We start from the raw sequence: 25,763 nt of genomic DNA on the forward strand, positions 1-25,763 counted from the left end.
AAAAGGTTCAGCTTAGCCGGGTGAGCCAGCCGTGACGGTCGGGCAGGCGCCCATACTGAATGTCGGTGAGTTCCTGGCGCAGCGACAGGGTGATCTCGCCGGCGGGGGCATCCGCGTCACCGATCGCGAAGTCGCGCGCCTTGAGCTGGCCGATCGGGGTGACGACGGCGGCGGTTCCGCAGGCAAAGACCTCGGTGATGGCACCGGATGCGACACCCTCACGCCACTCCCCGAGCGTCACCTCGCGTTCCTCCACCGTCATACCTCGGTCGCGGGCGAGCTGCATGATGCTGTCGCGGGTGACGCCTTCCAGAATGGATCCGGTCAGGCGCGGCGTGACGAGCGTGTCGGTGCCGTGCACGAAGAACACGTTCATACCGCCGAGCTCGTCGATGTGGCTGCCGGTCTCGCCGTCGAGAAAGAGCACCTGGGCACAGCCGTTTTCGTAGGCTTCCATCTGGGGCAGCAGCGACGCGGCGTAGTTGCCGCCGCACTTGGCAGCGCCGGTACCGCCGCGACCGGCGCGGGAGTATTCGGTCGACAGCCAGATCTTCACCGGGGCAACGCCGTCGGCGAAGTAGGCGCCGGCCGGGCTGGCGATGACGTAGAAGCTCACCTGGTGGGCGGCGCGCACGCCGAGAAAGCTCTCGTTGGCGATCATGAACGGGCGCAAGTAGAGGCTCGTCTCCGGCGCTGAAGGAACCCAGTCGCCGTCGATCGCGATCATCTGCCTGATCGACTCGATGAAGTCGTCGACGGACAGCTCGGGCAAAGCCAGCCGGTGCGCGGAACGCTGCAGGCGCTGGGCGTTCTTCTCGGGCCGGAAGGTCCAGATCGTGTTGTCGGCGTGCCGGTACGCTTTGAGACCCTCGAAGATCTCCTGGCCGTAGTGCAGCACCGACGAGGCGGGGTCGAGCAGCAGCGGTCCGTAGGGTGTGACGCGGGCGTCGTGCCAGCCGGCATCGACCGACCAATCAATGGTGACCATGTGGTCGGTGAAGTGCTTGCCAAAGCCCGGGTCGGCGAGAATTTCGGCGCGTTCGGCTTCGGCGCGGGCCTCGGTCGACGGGGTGACGGTGAAGTTCAGGGGAAACGTTGTGGTCTTGCTCATTTGAGTACCTTGTCTGTCAAAAGCGTCACGATGGCGTCTCCCACCTCAGCCGTGCTGCGTCGCACCGAAGTGGAGCGGCGCGCCAGGTCGTCGGCAACCGCGTCGTTGACGCGAGCCGCGGCATCCGTCAGCCCGAGATGATCGAGCAGCAGCGCCACCGAGAGGATGGCCGCGGTCGGGTCGGCGAGTTGCTGGCCGGCGATATCGGGGGCCGAGCCGTGCACCGGCTCGAACATGCTGGGAAAGCGGCCCGTCGGGTTGATATTGCCGGAGGCTGCCAGGCCGATGCCGCCGCTGATTGCCGCTGCCAGGTCGGTGAGAATATCGCCAAAGAGGTTGTCCGTGACGAGTACATCGAATCTACCCGGATTCGTGACAAAGAAAATGGTCGCCGCGTCGACGTGCAGGTAATCCACCGCAACCTGGGGGTACTCCAGCGCCACCTCGTTCACGATGCGCTGCCACAGGCTGCCGGCGAAGACCAGCACGTTGGTCTTGTGCACCAGGGTGAGGCGCTTGCGCTCACGCCCCTGGGCGACCTCGAAGGCGTAGCGCACGACGCGTTCGACGCCGTAGGCGGTGTTGACCGAGACCTCGTTGGCGACCTCCTGCGGGGTGCCACGGCGAATGGCGCCGCCGTTGCCGACGTAGGGGCCTTCGGTTCCCTCGCGCACGACGACGAAGTCAACCACGCCGGGGGCGGCGAGCGGGCTCGTCACACCGGGGTAGATCGTGCAGGGCCGCAGGTTCACGTAGTGATCGAGGGCGAAGCGCAGGCCGAGCAGCAAGCCCCGCTCAATGTTGGCGTCTTTCAGCCGGGGGTCGCCGGGAACGCCGCCGACGGCGCCGAGCAGAATGGCATCGTGCTGCTGAATCGACGCGAGGTCAGCGTCGGTGAGCACATCACCGGTTTCGAGAAACCGCGCGGCGCCCAGCTGAAAGGTGCTCGTCTCAATCGTGACGTCATCGCGGGCAGTGACGGCGCCGAGTACCTTCACGGCCTCAGCGACAACTTCCGGTCCAATCCCGTCTCCGGGAATGACAGCGAGTTTGATAGTACGAGACATGCGGCTCCGAACAGTCAACGAACACCTAAATTGCGTATAGTCAAACCTTACCTTTGTCGCCGAAGTGCCTAGGCTTGTCTCCAAGGCACCACCAATGGAGAGCAGGAAATCATGAGTATCGGACTAGGAATCTTTCTGCTGGTCGTCGGCGCCATTCTGGTCTGGGCCCTCGACGTGACCGTCACCGGCATTGATCTGACGCTCGTCGGCTACATTCTGCTCGCGGCCGGAGCGCTGGTGACGATCCTCGGCATCGTGTTGATGACCCGCCGCCGCAACAGTGTGAGCACCACCCGCACAATCGCCGACCCGGCGAACGGCGAGCAGGTCACCCGTCGCGAGAACTCGATCGACGACCTGTAGCTCGGCCCCAGCACGCGAAAGCGGGTGAAGTGTTGCTTCAGCACTCGCGAAACAACGCTTCACCCGCTTTCGCGGGCTTTAGCGGGCCCGGCGCAGCGACAGCAGCGCCACGACGGCCGCTCCGAGCACCAGCGCGACGCCGATCCAGGCGGTCAGGCCCACACCGCTGTCGAAGGCGTGTCGGGCCGACTCGAGCAGCTGCTCCCCGGCCGCGGGCGAAAGATGGCGAGCCACGGACACCGCCCCGCCGAGAGTCTCCCCCGCCGCCAGCCGGTCGGCCGCGCTCAGGCCGTCCGGCAACAGTACCGCCGCCCGGTAGGACACGGTGAGGATGGTGCCGAGTACGGCCGTTCCGAGCACCGCTCCCAGTTCGTAGGCTGTTTCAGACACAGCGGATGCCGCCCCTGCCTTGTCGGCCGGCGCGGTCGCCACGATGAGCTCGTTCGAGACGGTTTCGGCCGCGCCGATTCCGATGCCGAGCAGCACGAAGGCGACGCCGATCCAGAACGCATCGATTGCACCGCCGCGCAGCGCGATCGACGCGAATCCAGCCACCGACACCAGCAGCGCCACGGGCACCACCCGCGACGGCCGTACCCGGCGTGCAATCGGCACGATCAGCAGTCCGGCCACGATCATCGCGGCCAGGCCGGGAACGAGCACCAGCCCAGCGTTCAACGGCGACAACCCGAGCACGAGTTGCAGGTGCTGCGAGATGAAGAACAGGCAGCCGACCAGCGCCGTGACACTGAGCAAGTTGACGCCGACCGCGCCGCTGAAAGCGCCGCGTCGAAACAGCCCCATGTCGAGCATGGGGTTCGGCACATGCAGCTGTCGACGCACGAACCAGACGCCGAGCCCCAGTCCGAGCGCGATCGGGGCGACCGTGATCCAGGTCACGCCGTGCTCGGCGATGCTCTTGATGCCGTAGACGATCGGCAGCATGGTGCCGAGTGAGAGGGCAATACTGAGCAGGTCGATACGCCCCGGGTGCGGATCCCGCGATTCGGTCACCAGAATTGGCGCCAGCACGAGCAGCGGCAGCAGAACGGGAACGGCGATCAGAAAGACCGAGCCCCAGGCGAAGTGCTCGAGCAGAATGCCGCCGACCACCGGGCCAAGGGCGCTGCCAGCCGCAAAGCCGGTGGCCCAAATCGCGATAGCGAGGCGACGCTGGTCGCGGTCGACGAAGGTGGAACGCAGCAGCGACAGAGTCGACGGCATGAGCATGGCGCCGAAGAATCCGAGGGCGGCGCGGGCGATGATGAGCCCCTCGATGCTCGGGGCGAAGGCCGCGAACACCGATACCACACCGAAGCCGGCCGAACCGATCATCAGCAGGCGGCGACGTCCGATGCGGTCGCCCAGGCTGCCCATTGCCACGAGCAGGCCGGCGAGCACGAGCGGGTAGATGTCGACCATCCAGAGCAGCTGCACCCCGGTCGGCCGAGTCGCCTCCGAGATGGCGGGGAGCGCAAAGTTGAGCACTGTGTTGTCGATCGACACCAGCAGCACCGGAAGCATCAGCACCGCGAGCGCCCACCATCGTCGGCGATCGTGCACGACTGTCAGAGCGGACACGGCGCCGCGCGCCTGCGGGGTCGCGCTGCTCAGGGCGGTGCTGGTCAGGTCAAGGGGCTTGGTGGGAACAACAGGGGCAGACACGATCTCAACACTCTCTGGGTAGTTTTTGCGACCGCTCCTTCAGCGGCACAAGGTTTACTGTACCGGCTGGACGGTATAGTTGTCCAGCGTGAAGCCCGCCCATTTCGGTACCATGGGCCAATGTCGAAAAATGTGCCAGCATCATCCGTTCCTACCCGGGATCGTCTGCTCGATGCCTTCGAGGAGTTGCTGGTCGAGGGCGGAGAGCGCTCGGCAACGCTGGATGCCGTCGCGGCGGCCGCTGCGGTCTCCAAGGGCGGACTGCTCTATCACTTCAGCTCGAAAGGCGCCCTGATCGAGGGCATGCTGGCCCGTCTCGATGCGCTCGCGAAAGAGGATGCCGAGAACATCCGCACGGCCCCGGCCGGCCCGGTCGACTACCTCATTCGAACCTCGGTGCACACCGGCAGCCCGCTCGACCGCGCCTACATCGCTGGCTCCCGCCTCGCCCAGGGTCGCGATCCACGGGCCATGCAGGTGCTCGGCGACATTCGGCGGCGCTGGCTCTCGGTCATCGAAGACGCTGTCCACGACCCGGATACCGCCGAGGCGATCATGCTCATTAGCGACGGACTCTACGTCAACAGTTCGCTAGCCGAACACGAACTGGCGCCGCAGGAGCACACCGCCGAGTCCATGACCCGGCTGATCACCCTGATCGGCCGGATCCTACCGCAGACCTGAACCGGATATCCCGCTGCCCACGCCGCGCGGGGTCGTAAAACGTCCTAAACCAACCCCGGCAGTACGATTTGCGACCCTTCGGACTCACTTCGCGCGTCGGAGTCGTTTAACAGCGGATGCGAGTGGGCGCCGGCCTTGCCTCTGCCCACTCGCATCCGTTTCGAAGAGAGCTAGTCGGTGAGGACGATCTCCACCATGATCTCGGCTTCGATGGCCGCGCGAACAGAGGCCAGCAGACCGGCCGGAACCTCGGAGTCGACGGTCAGAACGCTGAGAGCCTTGCCGCCGGCCACGTGGCGGGCGATCTGCATGCCGGCGATGTTAATGGTGGCGTTACCGAATTCGCGGCCATACACGGCGACGATTCCGGGGCGGTCGGTGTAAAGCATGACGATAAGGTTCTTGGCGAACGGAACCTCGACGTCGTAACCGTTGATCTCGACGATCTTCTCGATCTGCTTGGTGCCGGTAAGGGTACCCGAGACGGAGACCTGCGAACCATCGGCAAGGGCTCCGCGCAGGGTGATCACGTTGCGATACTCGGGCGATTCAGCGTCGGTGAGCATGCGCACGGTGACACCGCGCTGATCGGCCAACAGCGGCGCGTTGACGTAGGAGACGGTTTCGCTGACCACGTTGGTGAAGATGCCCTTGAGCGCGGCGAGCTTGAGCACGCTGACGTCGTACTCGACGAGTTCGCCGCGCACCTCGATGTCGACGCTCGTGAGCGGGCTGTGGGCGGCGAGACCGGAGAAGACCTGGCCGAGCTTTTCGACCAGCGGGATGCCGGGACGCACGTAGGGATCGATGACGCCACCGGCGACGTTGACCGCGTCGGGCACGAGCTCGCCCGACAGTGCGAGGCGCACGGACTTGGCGACGGAGACGCCGGCCTTCTCCTGCGCCTCGTCGGTCGACGCACCGAGGTGCGGCGTGGTGATGATGTTGTCGAGGCCGAGCAGCGGCGAGCCGGTCGGCGGTTCACTGACGAACACGTCGAGGCCGGCGCCGGCGATGGTGCCGGCGACGAGGGCTTCGTGCAGTGCGTCTTCGTCGATGAGTCCGCCGCGGGCGACGTTGACGACGAACGCGGTCGGCTTCATGAGCTTGAGCTGGGCTGCACCGATCATTCCGGTGGTCTCCGGCGTCTTCGGCATGTGAATCGTGACGAAGTCGGACTGCGCGAGCAGTTCATCGAGGGTGACCGGGGTCACGCCGAGCTGCTGGGCGCGCGCCGAGGTGATGTAGGGGTCGTAGGCGATGACGTTGGTGCCGAAGGCCTGCATGCGCGCGGTGATCAGGGCGCCGATGCGGCCGAGACCGATGATGCCGATGGTCTTTTCGTACAGCTCGGTGCCGGTGTACTTGGAGCGCTTCCACTGACCGTCGGCGAGAGCGCCGGAGGCGGCGGGGATGTGACGGGCGAGGCTCAGGATGTGCCCGACGGTCAGCTCAGCGGCCGAGATGATGTTGGAGGTGGGAGCGTTGACGACCATGACGCCGGCCGCGGTGGCCGCCTTAATATCAACGTTGTCCAGGCCGACGCCCGCACGAGCGATGACCTTCAGGAACGGAGCGGCCTGAATCGCTTCGGCATCCATTTTGGTGGCGGAGCGCACCAGAACGGCCTGCGCGGTGGCGAGCTCGGCGAACAGCGCGGAGCGATCCGTGCCGTCTACCTGGTGAATGTCAAAGTCGGGCCCGAGAGCATCGACGGTGGCGGGGGAAAGTTCTTCGGCGATCAGGACGACGGGCTTCGACAATAAAATCGGATCCTTAGATTGCGGGTGTTGGTGGCAGGGCAATAGGCGCCACTCTTTTTCCACCCTACCGGCTGCACAATAGAGCCATGAGCAGCGACGTAATAGACGGACTCCAACTGGCCCTGCGGGTTATTCTCGCGGTGGTCTTCATCGGCGCCGGGATCATCCATTTTCTGCCCTCGGTGCAGCGCACCATGGCGGCGATGATTCCGCCGCGACTGCGCACGGCGGGCTGGACCAACCCGACCAACCTCGTACTGTTCACCGGGCTGTGCGAGCTGGCCGGCGGCTTCGGGTTGCTGTATCCCCCGACTATGCTGCTAGCTGCTGGGGCTCTCGTGCTGTTTCTGGCGGCGGTGTTTCCGGCTAACGCCTATGCCGCCCGGCACAAGAAACGATTCGGGCGGATCGCGATTCCGTTCGTTCCCCGACTCATCGCCCAACTGGTGCTGATGGCTCTGATCGTGGTCGCCGTGATCTAGTCAGGCGATCAGCCGACCGAGGCCGAACACCGTGGCGATGTCGAGCGACAGGGCAGCAACCGCACAGAGTCCGACGAGCAGGGTCAGCGCCTGCACTCCGAAGGCCCGGTTGCGGCCGAGCCAAAAGGCCAGGGCGTAGACCAGCACCGGCAGGAGTACCGCAAAGATCAGCACGGCCCAACCGAAGCCGCTCAGCTGGGTGTCGAGGGACTGCGCCTGCAGGTTCAGACCGACCAGGTTGCCGATGGCTTCCCAGACGTCGTAGGCGTAGAACAGTCCGATGAACAGTGCGATGGTCAGCAGGATCCAGCGCGGCGGGCGGCGACGGTGCACGGTATTCGTACCAACGGTGCCGGTGGGCTCGAGGTCGCTCATCCGGGGAGCCCCGATCCGAGCAGGAAGGGCACGGGAATCAAAACGACCGCGCCGATCAGCAACCAGACCCAGCGTGCGCGCGGCCGGCTCAGGGTGAGCCAGAAGGTCGCCCCAAACCAGATCACGGGTGCCGCCACGGCCAGCCAGCCGCCGAGGGAGGTCATAAAATCGGCGACGGGATCGCCCGAAGTGAGAACCGTCGAACGCGCGAGACGGGACACGCCAATGAACCAGCCGATCGAGTAGAGCAGGTACATTCCGGCGAGGATGCCCACGCCCACCAGGGCGGCCGAGCTCGCGGCCGCGCCATCCGATTCGGTCTTATCGGCATCCGCTGCGATGTCGGTGGGGGCAGCATCCTTTTTGGGGGTGGTCCACCCCTCCGGCAGGCTGGTCGTCTCTGGCGCGGCCCGACCGGTTCCCCCGGGAGCCAACGTCGGGTCGTCGTCACCGGCCCAGTTCAGCGCATCGTCGTCGCGTGTGGCATTCATTTTTCCAGAGTATCCGGTTGCCGCCGAAGCTACCCGAACAGCGGCTTCAGAGCGGTGACCAGTTGTTGCACGCCCAACACGATGAAGAGCAGCGCGCAGATGCCCAGCGCACCGTTGGTGAACCACTTATTGCGCCATTCCCGCGGGATGCGCTTGCCGTTCAACAGTCCCAGCAGGGTGATGGCGAGAAACGGCATGAACAGTGAGCCAAGTACGCCGTAGGCCAGAATGAGGCCGATCGGTGAGCCGAGCAAAAACAGGATCATGGGCGGAAAAGTGAGCCATAACAGGTAGAACTTGAAGTATTTGCCACCGACGAGGGTGTCGGGGTGGCCGGACTTCTTACCGCGCATATTGCCCCAGAAGTCGGCGAACATGAGGCTCACGCCGTTCCACACACCGATGATCGATGAGAACGATGCCGCCCAGAAGCCCACCAGAAATCCGGTACCGACGACGACGCCGTACTTCTCGTTGAGCACCGTGGAGAGGTCGAGCAGTCCCTTGTCCCCCGCGCTCAGGGTGATACCGGCAGCGGCGACCACCTCGGCGCCGACGATGAGCATGGCGACGACGAAGATGCCGGTCATGACGTAGGCCATGCGGTTGTCGATGCGCATGACTTTCATCCAGCGCGGAGTGGACCAACCCTTTTCGCGCAGCCAGTAGCCGTAAGCGGCGAGGGTGATGGTGCCGCCGACACCGCCGGCCAAAGCGAGCGTGTAAAGCACTCCCCCCTCAGGAATGATCGGCACGAGGCCGGTGAGCATGGCCGGAAAGTCGGGCACGGCGATGACGGCGAGGCCGACGACGGTGATGAACATGATGCCGACGAGCACTGCTGTGACCTTCTCGAAGAAGGCGTAGCGGCCGAACCAGACCATGGTCAGACCGGCGAGACCCATGAGAACGGCCCAGACCGGCAGCGGAAAGACTGGAAACAGTGCGGCGAGGGGCAGGGCAGCGGAGGACATGGCTGTGGCCCCGTAGACGAATCCCCACAACATAATGTACGGCCCGAAGTACCAAGTGGTCCACTTGCCGAGGGACCGCCAGCCCTCGAAGATGGTCATGCCGGTAGCGAGGGTGTACCGGCCGGCGCCCTCGACCAGCACGATCTTAAGGATCACGCCGAGAATGACCGCCCAGAGCAGGGCGTAGCCGTATCGGGATCCGGCGACGAGGGTGGCAACCATGTCGGCGGCTCCGACGCCGGTCGCGGCCACGACCAGTCCGGGGCCAACGATCTTCCATTTGGGAAGCGGACCGTCGTCGAGGGGGGCAGGGGAGACCAGCTTGACGTCGCCGGTGTTGTTGCCTGAGGTCATGGTGGTACCGGCCTTACGCGAGTGGAAAGGAGGCCCCACAGGCCCCCGTTTTGCAGGACTTGCGGCGAAGCTGTGCATCGGTGCACAGGACCAGCGGAACCGGCCATGCGACCGGTGCATTCCTCGACTCTACCCATAATGGGGTAATCAACGGGTTTTCACACGGAGGTGAAGGCCACCGCCCGGTCGACTCCGTCATAGCCACCGGCCGGCGCTGCGAGACCGAAAAAAGCGGCCACCGTCGGTGCTACGTCCATCGTGCGCGCCGGGTCCGACAGGGTGATTCCGGTGCGCACGCGCGGGCTTCCACCGGAGATGAAGAACGGAATCGGCTCCGTCGTCGGATGCCCGTGATTGCCCGGAATCGGATTCGACAGCACGCCCGGATCAGAAAAACGCCAGCCCGCCCGGCAGTAGGCCACGAGGTTACCGGCGTTTGCGCCCAGTCGCAGCTCTGCCGGTTCATGCACCGCGAGCACCCCCTCGTGGGCCGTGACCAAAGCACGGACTTCGGCGAGTCCGGCAGCACGGCCGGCGTCGCTGCCCACCCAGTACACTAGGTCGGCGCCGCCGTTCTGACCGATGACGACCTGCTCGCGCAGTTCTGGGTGATCCTGCAAAATCAGATCAATCGAGATCAGGTTCGAGGGGATCGACCAATCCATCGAGTGGTCGGCGAGCACCATGATGACACTGCTCTCCCAGAGCCCGACAGTGACCAGGTGATCGACGAAACGACCGATCTGAGAGTCGCTCCGGGCAAGAGAGGCGGTGCGGGCGATCTTGACCGAAGAGCCGGTTTCGTCAGAATGCCCGAACCGGTCGATGTCGCCGAAGTTGGCGAAGACCAGGTCGGGGTCGGACGCCGTGACCATGGCGATGAGGGCGTCCATCGTGAACTGGTCGGGCGCGTGGCCGCTCACCGGTACGAGCGGCGCCGGCTCCCACCGGTAGGTCGCGCGTTCGCCGAATATTCCGAACAGGTACTCCTTGCTGAGCACCGATCCGGTGGTCAGGCCACCGGTTCGCAGCCGCTCCAGCACGGTCGGAAACCGCAAATCGCTCGGTCGGTCCAGGTTGCGCACAACACCTTCAGCACGGTCGTAGACGGCATTCGCCGGAACACCGGAGCGGTCCGGCCGGACGCCGGTCATCATCATGACGTGATTGGGGATGGTCTCCATGATGGGGAGCGACCGGGCCGCCGGAAAATTGACGCCCTGTGTACGCAGCGCGTGCAGGCGGGGTGTGAGCTCGGGCGTGATCTCGTCGGGGCGGCATCCGTCAATGACCAGCACGTACACCCGAGTACGGGCGGCGGGGGCTCTTGGGTCTGCAGCAGCGGATGTCGCGGCCCAGGCCGCTCCCGGCGCAGCGGACAGCACGACGGCAGCTCCGGCGCCCACGGCGATCTTGAGAAATGTCCGACGGTTGGCGATGCCGTCTGCTTGGCTCACCGCTGTCAGCGAATCGAGGCCGCTCACAACGCGGCCGTCACCGTCTGCGTACCGGCCGCGACCCGGAACGACGTCGACAGTGAACTCGTGGACGCCGGGCTGGTGCGCTCCGACAGCACGTACCAGTCCATCCGCACCGCTGCCGGTGTCACCTCGAGCACGGAGAAGCCGTGCGAGTCGAAGTCGAGGTATTTGACGTGCGGGTTCGCGGTCCGGAACGCGGTTTCAACGGCGAGGGACGCGGTGCGCGGCGGCACCCCGAGAATGTCGTCGAGATTGTCGCTGGTCACCGAGGTGCAGACCAGTTCGGTGGCGACGGAGGTGCCGGTTGTCGGGTAGGTCAGCGGGTCGGCCGGAATGTCGCAGGCCCAGCCGGAATGGATGTCCCCGGTGAGGAAGACGGTATCCGTGACGCCGTGGTCGCGCAGGTGACTGATCACACGACTGCGATCGGCGGCGTAGCCGTCCCACTGGTCGACGTTGTACGGCACGCCGTCGATCGTCGTGGTGCCAAGGAGGGCCTGCACTCCCCCGATCTCGGCGGTGGACAACGTCGACGGAAAGCGCACCGGCGCGATCATGACCGGGTTCCCCACCAGTTTCCACTGCGTGTCGGTTTGCGTGAACCCGTCGAGGAGCCAGTCCATTTGTGCGGTGCCGGTGATGGTGCGGTCGGGGCTGGAGATGTCGGCGCTGACCATGTTCGCGGCCTGCTCGCTGCGGTAGCTGCGCAGGTCGAGCATCGACACACTCGCCAGGTCGCCGAAGCCGAAGCGACGATAGAGCTGGCCGCCCACGTCGTAGCGCACCGGCATCCACTCGGCATAAGCCTGCTGGGACGCCTCCCGCCGCGCCTTCCAGGTGCCCTCGGCGCCCTCGGCGTGGTTTTCGGCGCCCTCCGACCAGGCATCGTTGGCGGATTCGTGGTCGTCCCAGGTGACGATGACGGGCACCGCGGCGTGCAGCGACTGCAGGTCGAGGTCGGATTTGTACTGCGCGTGCCGACGACGGTAGTGCTCGAGGGTGATCATTTCGGTCGTGGGGTCGTGTGGCCGCACGACCACGTCACGGGCCTGGTACTCACCGACGCCGTATTCGTAGAGGTAGTCCCCGAGGTGCAGCACGACGTCGAGGTCGCCGCGATCGGCGAGGTGGCGGTACGCGGTGAAGAAGCCCGCCTGCAGGTTGGCGCAGGACACGACACCGAGGCGCAGGCGATCGATGGCGACACCGGCGGCCGGGGCTGTCTTGGTGCGACCGACCGGGGAGGCGACTCCGCCGGACCTGAAGCGAAACCAGTAGATGGTGGACGGCCGCAGCCCGGTGGGTGTCGCCTTCACCGTGTGATCCCGGGCTGCACCGGTTATGGTCGTGCCCTTCGCTGCGACCCGCAAAAAGCCCGAGTCCTCGGCCACCTCCCAGGTCACCGAGACGTCGGGGCCCAGGCCCGACCCGGGTACGGCTTCGGTCATCGGAGTGACCCGAGTCCAGAGCAGGATGCCGTCGGGCAGCGGGTCTCCGGAGGCAACGCCGTGGTCGAATCGGGTGCCGGCGGACAGGACGGCGGCGTTCGAGCTGGCTGGCTGGCCGCCCACGGTCGCTGCTGCGGCGCCGGCAACAACGAAAACACCGGCCGAGAAGAGATCACGTCGAGAGAGAGTAGACATCACCCCAGTTTGGGGGCGACTGCCGAATACTTAGCAGTGAGATCATTCTGTTCACCGAGTGTTCAGCGCGGGCCGGCTGGTGTAAGTCAGGCCAGTCGACGGATTCCGGCGCTCACGCACCACGTCCACCCCAGAATACCCACGAGGGCCACGCGCTCCGCGAGCCCGACCACACCGGGCGCCCAGGCACTGGCGGCGACCACTGCGAGCAGACCGGTCAGGGTGAACGCCGCGAAAACTATCGCCCACGGCTGCACCCGCGGCATAACCCGGCGGATGCGCAACCAGGCCGTAAGTAGCAGGATGGCGATCAGGGCCGCGACGAAGCCGAAGGACGCTACGGCCAGGTGGATGGCGCCGACGGTGGTCGACGTCTGCAGGGTGCTCTCGTGGGACGCGCTGACATCGGTCGGAAAGAAAGCGAGCACGGCCGAGCTGGCTCCCCCAACAAGAAACAGCCCGAGGCCGGCGCCGAGCAGCAGGTCCCGACGCCGTGGGACCAGCAGCCTGGCCGCCAGCGCGATCGCCACTACGGCGGCGACGCAGAACACCGCTCGCCCGAGAAAATTGAGGTTCATGATCCAGCCGAACGGCCCGACCGCGAGGTTGCTCTCGGCGTCGCTGATCGGGCTGTAGTGCGGCGGCAGAAATTGCAGCGCCACGTCGATGAACACGTAGAGGCACACGCCGAGCATGGCCAGGGCCGACATGCGGTTGCGCCACACCGTTTGATTTTCGGTGCCCACGGCATCCGTTGTCATTCGTCTGCCCTTTCGACGCTCGTGCCGGGGAACGAAGAAGGGGCTCTCGCGAACGAGAACCCCTTCCTCAATCTAAGCGGATGCTTAGCGCGACACCGAACCGTCGGTGTAGTCGTCGTCGTTCGAGGCATTCCACGCGAAGAGCTTGCGCAGGCTGCGGCCGGTGGCCTCGATCGGGTGCTCTTCGCCCTTCTTGCGCAGGGCGAGAAACTCGACTCCGCCGTTGTCCTGGTCGGCGATGAAGCGCTCGGCGAACGCGCCGCTCTGGATGTCGGCGAGAACGGCCTTCATGTTCTCCTTGACGCTCGGGTCGATGACGCGCGGGCCGGAGACGTAGTCGCCGTACTCGGCGGTGTCGGAGACGCTCCAACGCTGCTTGGCGATGCCACCCTCCCACATGAGGTCGACGATGAGCTTGAGCTCGTGCAGCACCTCAAAGTACGCAACCTGCGGCTGGTAGCCGGCCTCGGTGAGAACCTCGAAGCCGTACTGGATCAGCTGTGAGGTACCGCCGCAGAGCACTGCCTGCTCGCCGAACAGGTCGGTTTCGGTTTCTTCGGTGAAGGTGGTCTTGATGCCGGCGGCGCGCAGGCCACCGATCGCCTTGGCGTAGCTGAGGGTGAGCGGCCAGGCGTTGCCCGAGGCGTCCTTCTCGACGGCGACGATCACGGGAACGCCGCGACCGGCTTCGAACTCGCGGCGCACGGTGTGGCCCGGACCCTTCGGGGCGACCATGACGACGTCAACGCCGTCGGGCGCCGTGATGTACCCGAAGCGGATGTTGAATCCGTGTCCGAAGACGAGGGCCTTACCGGCAGCCAGGTTCGGCAGCACGTCGTCCTTGTACAGATGACGCTGCACCTGGTCGGGCGCGAGGATGACGATGACGTCGGCCCAGGCCGCGGCATCCGCTGTGGACAGCACGGTGAAGCCGGCTTCTTCGGCCTTGGCCTTGCTCTTGGAGCCGTCCTTCAGGCCGATCTTGACCTCGACGCCGGAGTCGCGCAGGTTCTGCGCGTGGGCGTGACCCTGCGAGCCGTAGCCGATGACGGCCACCTTCTTGCCCTGAATGATCGACAGGTCGGCGTCTTTGTCGTAGAAAATCTCAGACAATGTGTATTTCTCCTCGTGAATTGATTAGTAGAAAAAGTTGAAACCGTTAGTTTTTGAAGACGCGCTCGGTAATCGATTTGGAACCGCGGCCGATGGCGAGCATGCCCGACTGCGCAAGTTCACGAATTCCGAACGGCTCGAGAATGCGCAAGAACGCCTGGGTCTTGCCGGTGTCACCGGTGACCTCGATGACGAGGGCGTCGGCGGCGACGTCGACGACCCGGGCTCGGAACAGGGTGACCGCTTCGAGCACCTGCGACCGGGTCGTGTTGTCCACCTTGACCTTGATCAGGAGGTGTTCGCGCTGCACCGACTGGGTGGGGTCGAGTTCGACGATCTTGATCACATTGATCAGCTTGTTGAGCTGCTTCGTCACCTGCTCAAGCGGGATGTCCTCGACGTCAACCAGAATCGTGATGCGGGACAGCCCGGCGATCTCGCTGTGCCCCACGGCGAGGCTCTCAATATTGAAGCCCCGACGCGCGAACAGGCCAGCGACGCGTGTGAGCAGGCCGGGCTTGTCCTCGACGAGCAGGCTCAGAACGTGGCTCGTCACGGTTACTCGTCTCCCCAGGTGGGTGCATGGTCTTTGGCGTACTGAACGAAACTGTTGCTGACTCCCTGCGGAACCATCGGCCACACCATGGCGCCGGGGCTCACAATGAAGTCGATGACGACGGGGCGGTCATTGGTGGCGAGGGCCAGTTTGATGGCGTCATCGACCTGGTCCTTGCTGGTGACCCGAATTCCGAGCGCACCATAGGCATCCGCCATCTTGATGAAGTCCGGAACCATGGCGGTGCCGTGACCGGTGTTCAGGTCCGTGAAGGAGTGCCGCCCGTCGTAAAACAGCGACTGCCACTGGCGCACCATGCCGAGGGAGGAGTTGTTGATGATCGCGACCTTGATCGGGATCTTGTTGATCGTGCAGGTGGCGAGTTCCTGGTTGGTCATCTGGAAGCAACCGTCGCCGTCGATCGACCAGACCACGCGGTCCGGCTCGGCGACCTTGGCGCCCATCGCCGCGGGAACCGAGTACCCCATAGTGCCGGCTCCGCCCGAGTTGAGCCAGGAATTGGGACGCTCGTACTTGATGTACTGCGCCGCCCACATCTGGTGCTGGCCAACGCCGGCCGCGTAGACCGCTTCCGGGCCGGTGAGCTCGCCGATTCGCTGGATCACGTACTGCGGGGCCAACAGGCCGTCGGTGGGCTCGGTGAAGCCGAGCGGGAACTCGTCTTTCAAGCCACGCAGGTAGGTCCACCACTCAGCGGTGTCGGGAACACCGGCGTCGGGGGCGGCGGCCTGAACCGCCTCCTGCCAGGCAACGATGAGATCGGCGATGACATCTTTGGCATCACCGACGATGGGTACATCGGCCAGACGAATCTTGGAGATTTCGGCCGGGTCGACGTCAACGTGCACGATCTTCGCATTCGGGGCGAATTCGCTGATCTTTCCGGTCACCCGGTCGTCGAAGCGTGCTCCGAACGAAATGATGAGGTCGCTCTCCTGCAGCGCGAGCACGGCGGGAACGGTGCCGTGCATGCCCGGCATTCCGAGGTGCTGCGGGTGCGAGTCGGGGAAGGCGCCACGTGCCATCAGGGTGGTCACGACCGGTGCGCCGGTCGTCTCGGCGAGCACGAGGAGCTCGGGTGAGGCCTTGGCCCGGATCACACCGCCGCCCACGTAGAGCACCGGCTTCTTGGCATTGAGCAGCAACTGGGCCGCAACCTGCACCTGCTTGCCGTGGGCCTTGACGATCGGCCGGTAACCAGGAAGGTCGAGCTTCGGCGGCCAGATGAACGGTGCCAAGTTCTGCTGCGCGTCCTTGGTGATGTCGACGAGCACCGGGCCGGGGCGTCCGGTCGAGGCGATGTGGTACGCCGAGGCGATGGCCGCCGGAATCTCCTCTGCCCGGCGAGCCAGGAAGGAGTGCTTGGTGATCGGCATCGTGATGCCGATGATGTCGGCCTCCTGGAAGGCATCCGTTCCCATGGACGTCGAGAAGACCTGGCCGGTGATCGCGAGCAGCGGGACCGAGTCCATGTAGGCGTCTGCAATGGCCGTGACCAGGTTGGTGGCACCCGGTCCGCTCGTGGCGATCGCCACGCCGACCCGGCCGGTTGCGGAGGCATAACCCTCGGCGGCATGACCGGCACCCTGTTCGTGGCGCACCAGAATGTGGCGGATCTTGGTTTGCGTCATCAGCTCGTCGTACAGCGGGATGACGGCGCCGCCGGGGATACCGAAAACGTCGGTAACACCGAGCAGCTCCAGGGTGCGAATGATCGCCCCAGAACCGGTGAGCATTTCCGGCTCCGCGGACGCGGGGGCCGAGGGCACAGGCGTGGTTTCCGTGGTCATGATCGTAGAATCCCTACTTTGAAATCGGTCTTGCGACATCTATCAGCGTGTCCCCACGGGGTGTGCCGGTGAGCCGGTGCGCAGCGTCAGCCGGTGATGGCGCCTTCGGCGGCGGAATGCACGAGCTTTGCGTACTTTGCCAGCACGCCCCGGGTATAGCGCGGGGGAAGAGGCGCCCAGCCGACTTGCCGGGCGGCCAGCTCAGCAGGTGCGACCAGTAGGTCAAGCGTGCGAGCTGCGATATCGACCCGTATCAGATCCCCATCGCGCACGAAGGCGATTGGACCTGCGTCCACCGCTTCGGGTGCTATGTGGCCGATGCACAGTCCGGTTGTGCCGCCTGAGAATCGACCGTCCGTTAATAGTAGTACATCGGAGCCGAGCCCAGCGCCCTTGATGGCGGCGGTGATCGAGAGCATTTCGCGCATTCCCGGCCCGCCCTTCGGGCCTTCGTAGCGGATGATGACGACGTCACCCTTGTAGATTTTCCCCTCGGTCAGGGCGTCCATCGCTGCGCGCTCTCGCTCGAACACCCGGGCGGGGCCTTCGAAGACGGCGGCGTCGAAGCCGGCGGTCTTCACCACAGCACCTTCGGGCGCGAAGCTGCCCTTGAGGATGGTAATGCCACCGCTCTTGTGGATCGGGTTGTCGAGGGTGCGCAGCACCTCACCGTCGAGGTCGGGTGGGTCGATCTCGGCGAGGTTCTCGGCGACGGTCTTGCCGGTCACGGTGAGCGCGTCGCCGTGGATCAGGCCGGCCTCGAGCAGCGCACGCATGACGACGGGCACGCCGCCCTGGCGGTCCACGTCGTTCATGACGTACTTGCCGAACGGCTTGAGGTCGCCGATGTGCGGAACCTTGTCGCCGATGCGGTTGAAGTCGTCGAGGGTCAGCTCGACCTCGGCCTCGCGGGCGATGGCGAGCAGGTGCAGCACGGCGTTGGTGGAGCCGCCGAAGGCCATGGCCACGGCGATGGCGTTCTCGAATGCCTTGCGGGTGAGGATGTCGCGGGCGGTGATACCGAGGCGCAGCATGTTGACCACGGCCTCGCCCGAGCGGTGGGCGAAATAGTCACGGCGACGGTCAGCGGATGCCGGGCTTGCCGAGCCGGGCAGACTCATTCCGAGGGCTTCCGCGACACTGGCCATGGTGTTCGCGGTGTACATACCGCCGCAGGCGCCCTCGCCCGGAGCGAACGCGCACTCGATGCGCTTCGCATCCGTTTCACTCATGCGGCCGGCCTTGACGGCGCCGACGGCCTCGAACGCGTCGATGATGGTGATGTCTTTTTCGGTGCCGTCGGAAAGTTTGACCCAGCCCGGGGCGATCGATCCGGCGTAGAGGAACACGCTGGCGAGGTCGAGGCGGGCGGCGGCCATGAGCATGCCGGGCAGGGATTTGTCGCAACCGGCCAGCAGCACGCTGCCGTCGAGACGTTCGGCCTGCATGACGACCTCGACCGAGTCAGCGATGACCTCACGCGAGACGAGCGAGAAGTGCATGCCCTCGTGGCCCATCGAAATGCCGTCGCTGACCGAGATGGTGCCGAACTGCAGCGGGTAGCCGCCACCGGAGTGCACGCCTTCTTTGGCGGCCTGGGCGAGGCGGTCGAGCGAGAGGTTGCACGGCGTGATCTCGTTCCACGAACTCGCAATGCCGATCTGGGGCTTGTCCCAGTCGGCGTCGCCCATGCCGACGGCGCGAAGCATTCCACGAGATGTGGTGGCCTCGATTCCATCCGTGACGGCGCGGCTACGGGGTTTCACATCGATCTCAGACATGCCCCGAGTCTAGAACCTCAGGGCGCCCTCTATTTTCAATGGGGCCTCAGAGCGCAAGGCCAGCACGGAGTGCGGCGATGCGCACGAGGACCTGAGTGACTTCCTTGGGGCTGCGCACCCGGTAGCCGGCGAGGGTCGCGCCCTGGCCGATCTTGAGGCCGAGATCGTCGTCACGCAATGCCGCGAAGGCGTCTTCATCGGTCACATCGTCGCCAGCGTAGAACACCCGGTCGGCCCCGGTGTACTCGCGCAGCTTCTCGAGGGCATCGCCCTTGGTGCTGGAGCGTACCGAGAATTCCAGCACGTTCTTACCTTCGCGAACGGTAAGTCCGGGCAGCTGATCGGTGAGCTGTTCCCTTGCCTCGCGCTGGGCAGTTTGGCCGTCTTTCTCGGTCGCGAGCCGGGTGTGCAGGGCCAGACCGGCGGGCTTGCGCTCGATGGTGGTCCCGGCAATCGATCCGGAGATGCTGGTGAGCACCCGGGCAAGGGTGTCGAGCTGTTCGAGCTCAGAGGAGACCAGGTTGAGTTCAATCTCGGGGGTGTCCAGCTGAACCTCGATGCCGTGCGAGCCGGTGAGCAACACCGAACTCTGCGGCTGGGCAACGTGCTGCAGACTCACCAGGGCGCGCCCAGAAACGAAGGCTACGCGCACCCCGGGCAGGTCGAGCAGGGCTTGAACGGCTTCCCGGGTGCCGGTGATTGCACGGGCGTCTTCGGGGTGGTCAACGTGCGGGGCCAGCGTTCCGTCGAAGTCGAGGGCGATGAGCACGTTCTCGGCACCGGCAAGACTCTGCAAGGCCAGGTCGAGATCGTCGGGGATTCCGGCCGCCACGGCAGCGCCGCCGGTGAGGGCCCGCAGGAACGAGGCCGACCAGGCGGCAACATCGTTCTCCGCGACCTTGCGGCGCAGCGACCGCATACGTCTAGCGCGTTCCCGCCGGGGCATCTCGACCGCGCGCACGATGGCGTCCTTGGTTCCGTCGATGTCGTGCGGATTAATCAGGATGGCCTGTTTGAGTTCATCGGCGGCGCCGGCGAACTCGCTCAGCACGAGCACCCCGTCGGCATCGAAGCGCACGGCGACGTATTCCTTGGCGACGAGGTTCATGCCGTCACGCAGCGCGGTGACGAGCATGACGTCAGCGGCGAGATACATCGCGACCATTTCTTCACGCGGGTAGCTGTGGTGGTGATAGCTGATGGCGGTGTGGCTGATCGTGGAGAAGTCACCGTTGAGTCGACCGACGGCGAGTTCAATCTCGTCGCGCAGGGCCATATAGGTGCTGACCCGTTCGCGGGACGGGCTCGCGATCTGCACCAGGGTGACGTCTTCGACACTCAGGCGTCCGTCGGCGAGCAGTTCCCCGAAGGCCTTGATGCGGTGGCCGATGCCCTTGGTGTAGTCGAGCCGGTCGACACCCAGCATGAGCGTTTTCGGGTTGCCGAGGTCCTCCCGAATCTGACGTGCGCGGGCCTGGATATCGGGGCGTCTAGCCAGTTCTTCGTAGGCGGCCGCGTCGATCGAGATGGGAAAGTGCTTGGCGATGACACGACGAGTCTCCCCGGTCTGGCCGCTCTGGCCGTTGTCACCGGTGGGCACGTCGATAACGACGCCGCGGGTGGCATAGCCATAGAGGCGACGCACCGCTTGGGAGAAATTGCCGGCATCCGCTACTCGTTGAAAGCCGATAACGTCGGCGCCGAGCAGGCCGTGCAGAATCTGTTTACGCCAGGGCAGCTGAGCATAAATGCCATATGGCGGAAATGGAATGTGATTGAAGAAGCCGATGACGAGATCGGGGCGGGCCTCCCGCAGCAGGCGCGGAACGAGCTGCAGCTGGTAGTCGTGCACCCAGACCGTGGCTCCGGGGGCGGCGACCGCTGCGGCGGCGGCAGCGAATCGACGGTTCACCCTGACGTAGGCGTCCCAGGTTTCGCGGTGATAGCTCGGCGGCGCAATAACGTCGTGGTAGAGCGGCCAGAGGGTGTCGTTGGAGAAGCCCTCGTAGTAGTCCTCAATGTCTTCTTCGTTGAGCCGCACGGGCACGAGCGAGATGCCGTCATTATCGAACGGCGCAAAGGAGCGATCAGCGACGCCGGGCCAGCCGACCCAGGCGCCGTTTGACGCACGCATGAGCGGTTCGAGTGCGGTGACCAGGCCGCCGGGTGAAGTGCGCCAGGTGACGGCACCGTCGTCGCCCTCCTCGAAATCGACCGGCAGCCGGTTGGAGACGACGACGAGCGTGTACGCACCGGTTGCGGTGTCATCGGGCGCAGCGTCAGCCCCTGAATCGTCGAGTGCGGTCTGGTCGCGGTCGAACCGCGTGGAGTCGGCTGAATAAGTAATGGATCATCCGTTCCGGGCACACCCGCGGTGCACGCCTGTGTTGCCCTCCCAAGGATACCAGTCGCCCCCCAGTCTCATGGGGGCACCGCGCCCTACGCCCTGGCCAGCCCCAGCCCGAACGAGCGGGCTCCGCGCGCTCGGGCCACACTCCAGAACGAGAGCAGCACGCTACCGATCGCGAACAGGAGCAGTATTGCGGCGGCGGCGGCAACATCCGCTCCCCCGCTTTCACTGACAATCGCCTGCAGGCCGTTCACGGCCCAGGTCAGCGGCAGAAAGGGGCTCAACGCCTGGAATGGGGCGGCGACGAGTTCGATCGGATACAGCCCACTCGCCGCGGCGAGTTGCAGGGCGAGCAGCACGAGCGAGATGACGATGCCGACCCGACCGAACGCGACGCTCAGCCAGTGCTGCACGGCCACGAACACGAAGGCCAACAGCAGGGCGAAGCCGAGGGTGGCCGGCAGCAGCGTCCACGCCACATCGAGGGCGGTATGCAGCAGCACGGTGACCAGAACGGCCTGGCCGGCAACGATGGCGAAGGCCCGGCCGAGGCCGCGACGCAGCAACCGGCCGGTGCTCGTCGTCGACGCCAAGGCGGATGCTGTGAGCGGTTTGAACAGCAGAAAGACGACGAGGGCGCCGATCCACAGGCCGACCGGCACGAAAATCATGCCGATGATCGGGCCGGCTGAGTCGATCAAGTGGTCGCGCTCGGTCGTGACACTGACCGGCTCGGAGACGACCGCGGCGGTGGTCGCGGCATCGGTATCGGTATCGGTGAAAACGGATGCCCCCGCCGCGCCGTCCGCCAGCCCGGTCGCGAGCTCGGCGGCCCCGGCTTCCAGTGCGTGCGTCCCGGCCTGGGCCGACTGGGTGCCGGAAGCGAGGGTACCGAGCCCGGCGGAAATTCCCTGCACACCGGTCGCGAGATCGCTTGCGCCGCTTGACAAGGCTGGGCCGCCGGCCGCGAGCGTAAGCGCACCGTTCGCACTCGACGAGATGCCGTCCAGCACCGACCCAATTCCGGTGCCGGCTGCCCCGATGCCCGGGCTTTGGGCGCCGAGTGCGGTGAGGCCGCCCTGAATTTGCGCGAGCGCGCCGGCGTAGGCTGCGACGTTCGGGTCGGCCTGCATCTGCGCGTTGAGGGCCGTGAACGCTGCCGCCGTTCCCTGCACTCCCGAGGCGTAGGCCGGGAGCCCGGTTTCGAGCGGAGCCAGCGCGCCGGCGCCGGACTTCAGCTCGGTCAGCCCCGCGCTCAGCCCGGTGACGCCGTCGGTATAGGAGGCCACGCCCGAGGCATAACTCGTCGCTCCGCTGGCAGCGGATGCCGCCCCGGTAGCGGCGGTCGCCGTGCCGGCCGCAAGGGAATCGAGGCCGGCCTTGACCCCACTCACCCCGGTGGAGAGCGCGGCCGCGCCGTCGGCGGCGTCCGTTAGGGACGAGCCAAGCAGGGCGAGATTCGTGTACAGGCCTTCGAGATACTGCGCGGTGATCGCCTGGCCGAAGGCGCCCGCCATGGCCGAGCCGACCGATTGGGCCAGCGAGCCGGCGAGGTAGGAATGGGCATCATCGGTGCGAATATCGAGGTCTGCCTGCACCGGGGTGCTGCCCGAGAGCGAGTTGATCGAGGCGGAGAAATCGCTGGGGATGGTCAGAATCGCGTAGGCGTCTCCGGCGGCGAGCGCCGCTTGCGCGTCGGCCGTGTTGGAGATAGTCCAGTCGAATCCGGCCGTGCTGGCATCGCTGGCGCTGGGCGCGGTCAGTTCGGTCACGAGCAATCGACCGGCTAGAACCTGTTGTTCGGTGCCGTCCGGCAGGGTGGTCGTGACGAATTCGTCGTTGTTCACGACGATCGCGGGAATGGTGTCGACCCGGTCATCGGCCGAGACGAGAGCCACCGTGAACAGTCCGGCCACGGCGAGCGGCACGGCGACCACGACGGCCACGAGAGCGGCGACGGTCAGCCGCCGCTGCCGCGCGGTACGGCTGAACAGTTTGTCGAGTGCGGTGCTCATCGCTGCAGGGCCTTTCCATCGAGGGAATCCATCATCAGGTCGTCGTCAACTGGCGCGTCGAGATCGATCTGCTGCCACGGTCGATCGTGCGCCGATTCCGGGCCATCGATGTCGAAGCGTGCAGCGCCGAGCACCAGCGTGGTTGTCGGGGGTGCCAGCATGGCCAGTACCGTCGCCAGGTCCCGGCCCAGAAAGGGCTCGGGGAGGCCCTCACCGAGGTCGACGAAGACCACACCGGGGCGTTCGGTGAGCGCCGCCGCGACCAGCACGGTCGCCCGACCGTGGGCCGGTAGCGCCGAAATCGTCGTGGCGGCCGTCACCGACTGACCGGCACCCAGGGCCCGGTTAATACTGCTGATCCAGACGGCGCGACGGCTAGCGACCGCGGCAGTCCGGTACCAGGGCAGGGTGAGCCGCAGCCGTTCGGCGAGCAGTTCTCCGACGGTGATCTCGGTGTCCCGATGCTCACCGATATCGGCGAGGGCAACCCGGCGCAGGGTCTGCTGCCGGTCGGATGGCAGCGGGTAGCCGAGCACCTGCAGTCGTCCGCTGACCGGATCAAGTCGTCCGGCGAGGGTGGCCGCGACGACCCGGCGGTGACCGGCCGTGCCGGTGAGCCGCACGAGCGAACCAGCCGGAATACTCAGGCTGAGCGGACCGATCGGCGCGGTCTCGAGGCCGAAGACGACTTCATCGGCCGTGATCGCATCGGTCTGCTCCGCCGCCCACGCGCTGTCGTGCAGGTGCTGGCGCAGTCCTTCCCCCTCGATATCGACGTTCGGCAGCAGCCGCCCGAGCCAGCGTGGCAGCCACCAGGCGGCTTTTCCGGCGAGTGCCATCGCGGCCGGAACGAGCGTCATGCGCACCAGGAAGGCGTCGAGCATGACCCCTACAGCCAGCGCGAAGGCGATGCCTTTGATGGCGCCGGTGCCGTCGGGGACGAACGCGAAGAAGACGAAGAACATGATCAGGGCCGCGGCGGTGACAACCCGGCCGGCATGGGCGAAGCCGTGGATGATCGATTGCCGGGCGTTGCCGGTGCGCACGAATTCCTCGCGCATTCCCGAGACGAGGAACACCTCGTAGTCCATCGCGAGGCCGAACAAGACCGCCATGAGCAGAATTGGCAGAAAGCTGAGGATGGGGCCGGGGTTTTCTACGCCGAACAGGTCGGGAAACCAGCCCCACTGAAAGATCGCCACGGTGGCGCCGATGGCGGCGAACACCGACAGTAAAAAGCCGAGCGCGGCCTTGATCGGCACGAAGACGGAGCGAAACACCATCATGAGCAGAATGATCGAGAGCCCAACCACGATGAGCGCGAAGGGAATGAGCGCGTCGGTCAGCCGGTTGGAGATGTCTATGCCGACGGCAGTCGCGCCGGTGACGGCGATCGGGGTGCCGAGGCTCGCGGTGATGCCCGGGCCGAGGTCTCGAATCATTTGCACGAGGTCTTTCGTGGCCGCGGCATCCGGTGCGCTGTCGGGCATCACCTGAATGATGGCCGTGTCGACGGTGGGGTTTGGGGTACCCGTGCCCACGTAGGCGACGCCCGGCAGGTCGCGAATCTGGGCGCCGATGGTGTCGAGGTCACCGAAGATGTCGGTGGTCTGGGTGATGTCGACGACGACGACGAGCGGGCCGTTGTAGCCGGGGCCGAAGCCGTCGTTGATGAGCTGGTAGGCCTCCCGCTGGGTCGAGCCGGCCGGTTCGGAGCCGCCGTCCGGCAGGTTGAGGTCGAGGCTGAGTGCGGGAATGGCGAGAGTTCCCAGCACGCCGACCACCACAATGACGGCGACGATCGGGGCCTTGAGTACCAGTCCGACCCAGCGCCGGCCCAGGGTCGGTCTTCCATCGTCGGGGGTGGTCGCCCGACGGTGGGCCCGTCCGCCGACTTTGGGGATGAGTTTGCCCTTGACCACGCCGAGCACGGCGGGCAGCAGGGTCACGGCCACGCCGATCGAGACCAGCACGGCGAATGCGGCGCCGAGTCCCATCACGCTCAAGAAGGGGATGCCGACCACCAGTAGTCCGAGCAGGGCGATGATCACGGTGATGCCGGCAAAGACCACGGCGCCACCGGCGGTGGCGACGGCCGTCGCGGCCGATTCGTGCGGTTTCATGCCGGTAGCCAGCTGGGATCGATGCCGCGACAAAATGAACAGCGAGTAGTCGATGCCGACCGCGAGCCCGAGCATGAGCGCGAGCATGGGGGCGGTGCTCGAGACCGAGACGAAGGCGCTCACCGCGGTGATGCCGCCGATCGCGACGCCGACGCCGATCATGGCCATGAGAAGCGGCATGCCGGCGGCGAGCAGGGAACCGAAGGTGATGAGCAGCACGACGCCGGCGAAGAGCACGCCGAGCACCTCGGTGACGGTGATACCGAAGGTGTTGTCCTGGAAGACCTGGCCGCCGAACGCGACCTGCAAGCCGGCGTCCTCCCCGATCGACCGAGTGGCCACGAGGGCGTCGAGGGTGTCCGTGGACACGTCGGTGGATTGCCCAGTGAGCGCCACCTGACTGAAAGCGGTCTCGGAGTCGCTCGAGACGGCATCCGCTGCGTAGTCGCTGAACGGGGTGATCACGGTGTCGACGCCGTCGATGACGCCGATCTCTGTGGCCATGCTTTCGATGGCGGCCCGGTACGGCGCATCATCAATGGATGCCCCGCTCGGCACGTGATAAACGACCTGCACCTGCGCGCCGGCCGCCGAGGGGAACACCGCGGCGAGCGAGTCGATGGCATCCTGCGACTCGGTGCCGGGGATCGCGTAGGACTCCTGCGTCTGGCCGTTGAGGGCCATGCCGCCGCCGAAGATGCCGGCGAGCAGCAGCACCCAGATGCCGATGTTGAGCCAGGCCCGCCGGTAGGCGAAGTGGCCGAGACGATACAGAACGGTTGCCATGAAAACTACTTTCG

General features: G+C 65.8%; 20 protein-coding genes. 3 read left to right on the forward strand and 17 right to left on the reverse strand.

Annotated elements, in window-relative coordinates:
* Nucleotides 1-7 precede the first annotated feature (7 nt).
* Both E3O11_RS04435 and E3O11_RS04440 read right to left on the reverse strand, forming a co-directional pair.
* Nucleotides 8-1,111 (reverse strand): branched-chain amino acid aminotransferase, encoded by a 1,104-nt coding sequence (locus E3O11_RS04435; protein ID WP_092449272.1) that lies wholly within the window; start codon nucleotides 1,109-1,111, stop codon nucleotides 8-10.
* The gene (locus tag E3O11_RS04440) at nucleotides 1,108-2,178 is read right to left on the reverse strand and encodes a 3-isopropylmalate dehydrogenase (RefSeq protein ID WP_092449273.1); all 1,071 of its coding nucleotides are present in this window, start codon (nucleotides 2,176-2,178) and stop codon (nucleotides 1,108-1,110) included. Before E3O11_RS04440 ends, E3O11_RS04435 begins: the two co-directional genes overlap by 4 nt.
* A gap of 111 nt (nucleotides 2,179-2,289) precedes the next feature.
* Between E3O11_RS04440 and E3O11_RS04445 the strand changes: the two genes are divergently transcribed.
* Nucleotides 2,290-2,541: a DUF6458 family protein gene (locus tag E3O11_RS04445; protein ID WP_092341415.1), complete on the forward strand. Its 252-nt coding sequence runs from the start codon at nucleotides 2,290-2,292 to the stop codon at nucleotides 2,539-2,541.
* Nucleotides 2,542-2,619: 78 nt separating this feature from the next.
* Here the strand turns inward: E3O11_RS04445 and E3O11_RS04450 are convergent, their stop codons facing one another.
* A complete protein-coding gene (locus E3O11_RS04450; RefSeq protein ID WP_241991141.1) occupies nucleotides 2,620-4,122 on the reverse strand; it encodes an MFS transporter in 1,503 nt (500 codons plus the stop codon).
* A 204-nt stretch (nucleotides 4,123-4,326) separates the two neighbouring features.
* Between E3O11_RS04450 and E3O11_RS18400 the strand changes: the two genes are divergently transcribed.
* The gene (locus E3O11_RS18400; protein WP_092449274.1) at nucleotides 4,327-4,890 is read left to right on the forward strand and encodes a TetR/AcrR family transcriptional regulator; all 564 of its coding nucleotides are present in this window, start codon (nucleotides 4,327-4,329) and stop codon (nucleotides 4,888-4,890) included.
* A 170-nt stretch (nucleotides 4,891-5,060) separates the two neighbouring features.
* Here E3O11_RS18400 and serA read toward each other — a convergent pair whose 3' ends face one another.
* On the reverse strand, nucleotides 5,061-6,653 hold the full coding sequence (gene serA / locus E3O11_RS04460; RefSeq protein WP_092449275.1) for a phosphoglycerate dehydrogenase: 1,593 nt from the start codon (nucleotides 6,651-6,653) through the stop codon (nucleotides 5,061-5,063).
* An 86-nt stretch (nucleotides 6,654-6,739) separates the two neighbouring features.
* Here serA and E3O11_RS04465 point away from each other — a divergent pair, with 86 nt between their 5' ends.
* Complete coding sequence (locus E3O11_RS04465; RefSeq protein ID WP_092449276.1) at nucleotides 6,740-7,135, forward strand: DoxX family protein; 396 nt, start codon at nucleotides 6,740-6,742, stop codon at nucleotides 7,133-7,135.
* On the opposite strand, the gene E3O11_RS04470 is transcribed toward E3O11_RS04465, so the two are convergent.
* The 13 genes from E3O11_RS04470 to E3O11_RS04530 all read right to left on the reverse strand — a co-directional run bounded on the left by E3O11_RS04470 (nucleotide 7,136) and on the right by E3O11_RS04530 (nucleotide 25,749).
* Nucleotides 7,136-7,510, reverse strand: coding sequence for a hypothetical protein (locus E3O11_RS04470; RefSeq protein ID WP_092449277.1), 375 nt, complete (start codon nucleotides 7,508-7,510; stop codon nucleotides 7,136-7,138).
* Entirely contained in the window at nucleotides 7,507-8,001 is a 495-nt protein-coding gene (locus E3O11_RS04475; RefSeq protein WP_092449278.1) for a hypothetical protein, read from the reverse strand. Before E3O11_RS04475 ends, E3O11_RS04470 begins: the two co-directional genes overlap by 4 nt.
* 29 nt (nucleotides 8,002-8,030) lie before the next feature.
* On the reverse strand, nucleotides 8,031-9,329 hold the full coding sequence (locus E3O11_RS04480; protein WP_092449279.1) for an Nramp family divalent metal transporter: 1,299 nt from the start codon (nucleotides 9,327-9,329) through the stop codon (nucleotides 8,031-8,033).
* Nucleotides 9,330-9,487: 158 nt separating this feature from the next.
* On the reverse strand, nucleotides 9,488-10,786 hold the full coding sequence (locus tag E3O11_RS04485; RefSeq protein ID WP_092449438.1) for an alkaline phosphatase family protein: 1,299 nt from the start codon (nucleotides 10,784-10,786) through the stop codon (nucleotides 9,488-9,490).
* Nucleotides 10,787-10,809: 23 nt separating this feature from the next.
* Entirely contained in the window at nucleotides 10,810-12,453 is a 1,644-nt protein-coding gene (locus E3O11_RS04490; RefSeq protein ID WP_092449280.1) for an alkaline phosphatase D family protein, read from the reverse strand.
* Between the two features lie 86 nt (nucleotides 12,454-12,539).
* Entirely contained in the window at nucleotides 12,540-13,214 is a 675-nt protein-coding gene (locus E3O11_RS04495) for a DUF998 domain-containing protein (protein ID WP_092449281.1), read from the reverse strand.
* An 84-nt stretch (nucleotides 13,215-13,298) separates the two neighbouring features.
* Nucleotides 13,299-14,327, reverse strand: a complete 1,029-nt coding sequence (ilvC, locus tag E3O11_RS04500) for a ketol-acid reductoisomerase (protein ID WP_092449282.1) — start codon at nucleotides 14,325-14,327, stop codon at nucleotides 13,299-13,301.
* Between the two features lie 46 nt (nucleotides 14,328-14,373).
* Entirely contained in the window at nucleotides 14,374-14,883 is a 510-nt protein-coding gene (ilvN, locus tag E3O11_RS04505) for an acetolactate synthase small subunit (protein ID WP_092449283.1), read from the reverse strand.
* A gap of 2 nt (nucleotides 14,884-14,885) precedes the next feature.
* Nucleotides 14,886-16,694, reverse strand: coding sequence for an acetolactate synthase large subunit (locus E3O11_RS04510; RefSeq protein WP_092449284.1), 1,809 nt, complete (start codon nucleotides 16,692-16,694; stop codon nucleotides 14,886-14,888).
* Between the two features lie 86 nt (nucleotides 16,695-16,780).
* On the reverse strand, nucleotides 16,781-18,475 hold the full coding sequence (gene ilvD / locus E3O11_RS04515; protein WP_092449285.1) for a dihydroxy-acid dehydratase: 1,695 nt from the start codon (nucleotides 18,473-18,475) through the stop codon (nucleotides 16,781-16,783).
* 46 nt (nucleotides 18,476-18,521) lie between these two features.
* Nucleotides 18,522-20,822: a bifunctional alpha,alpha-trehalose-phosphate synthase (UDP-forming)/trehalose-phosphatase gene (locus E3O11_RS04520; RefSeq protein ID WP_092449286.1), complete on the reverse strand. Its 2,301-nt coding sequence runs from the start codon at nucleotides 20,820-20,822 to the stop codon at nucleotides 18,522-18,524.
* 92 nt (nucleotides 20,823-20,914) lie between these two features.
* Nucleotides 20,915-22,840 carry a YhgE/Pip family protein gene (locus E3O11_RS04525; protein WP_092449287.1) on the reverse strand — a complete coding sequence of 642 codons (1,926 nt, stop codon included), beginning with the start codon at nucleotides 22,838-22,840 and terminating at the stop codon, nucleotides 20,915-20,917.
* Nucleotides 22,837-25,749 (reverse strand): MMPL family transporter, encoded by a 2,913-nt coding sequence (locus tag E3O11_RS04530; protein ID WP_092449288.1) that lies wholly within the window; start codon nucleotides 25,747-25,749, stop codon nucleotides 22,837-22,839. The genes E3O11_RS04525 and E3O11_RS04530 overlap by 4 nt, the downstream gene beginning before the upstream one ends.
* Between the last annotated feature and the right edge of the window lie 14 nt (nucleotides 25,750-25,763).

It is taken from the genome of Cryobacterium levicorallinum (assembly GCF_004402405.1).
GTDB classification, from domain to species: domain Bacteria; phylum Actinomycetota; class Actinomycetes; order Actinomycetales; family Microbacteriaceae; genus Cryobacterium; species Cryobacterium levicorallinum.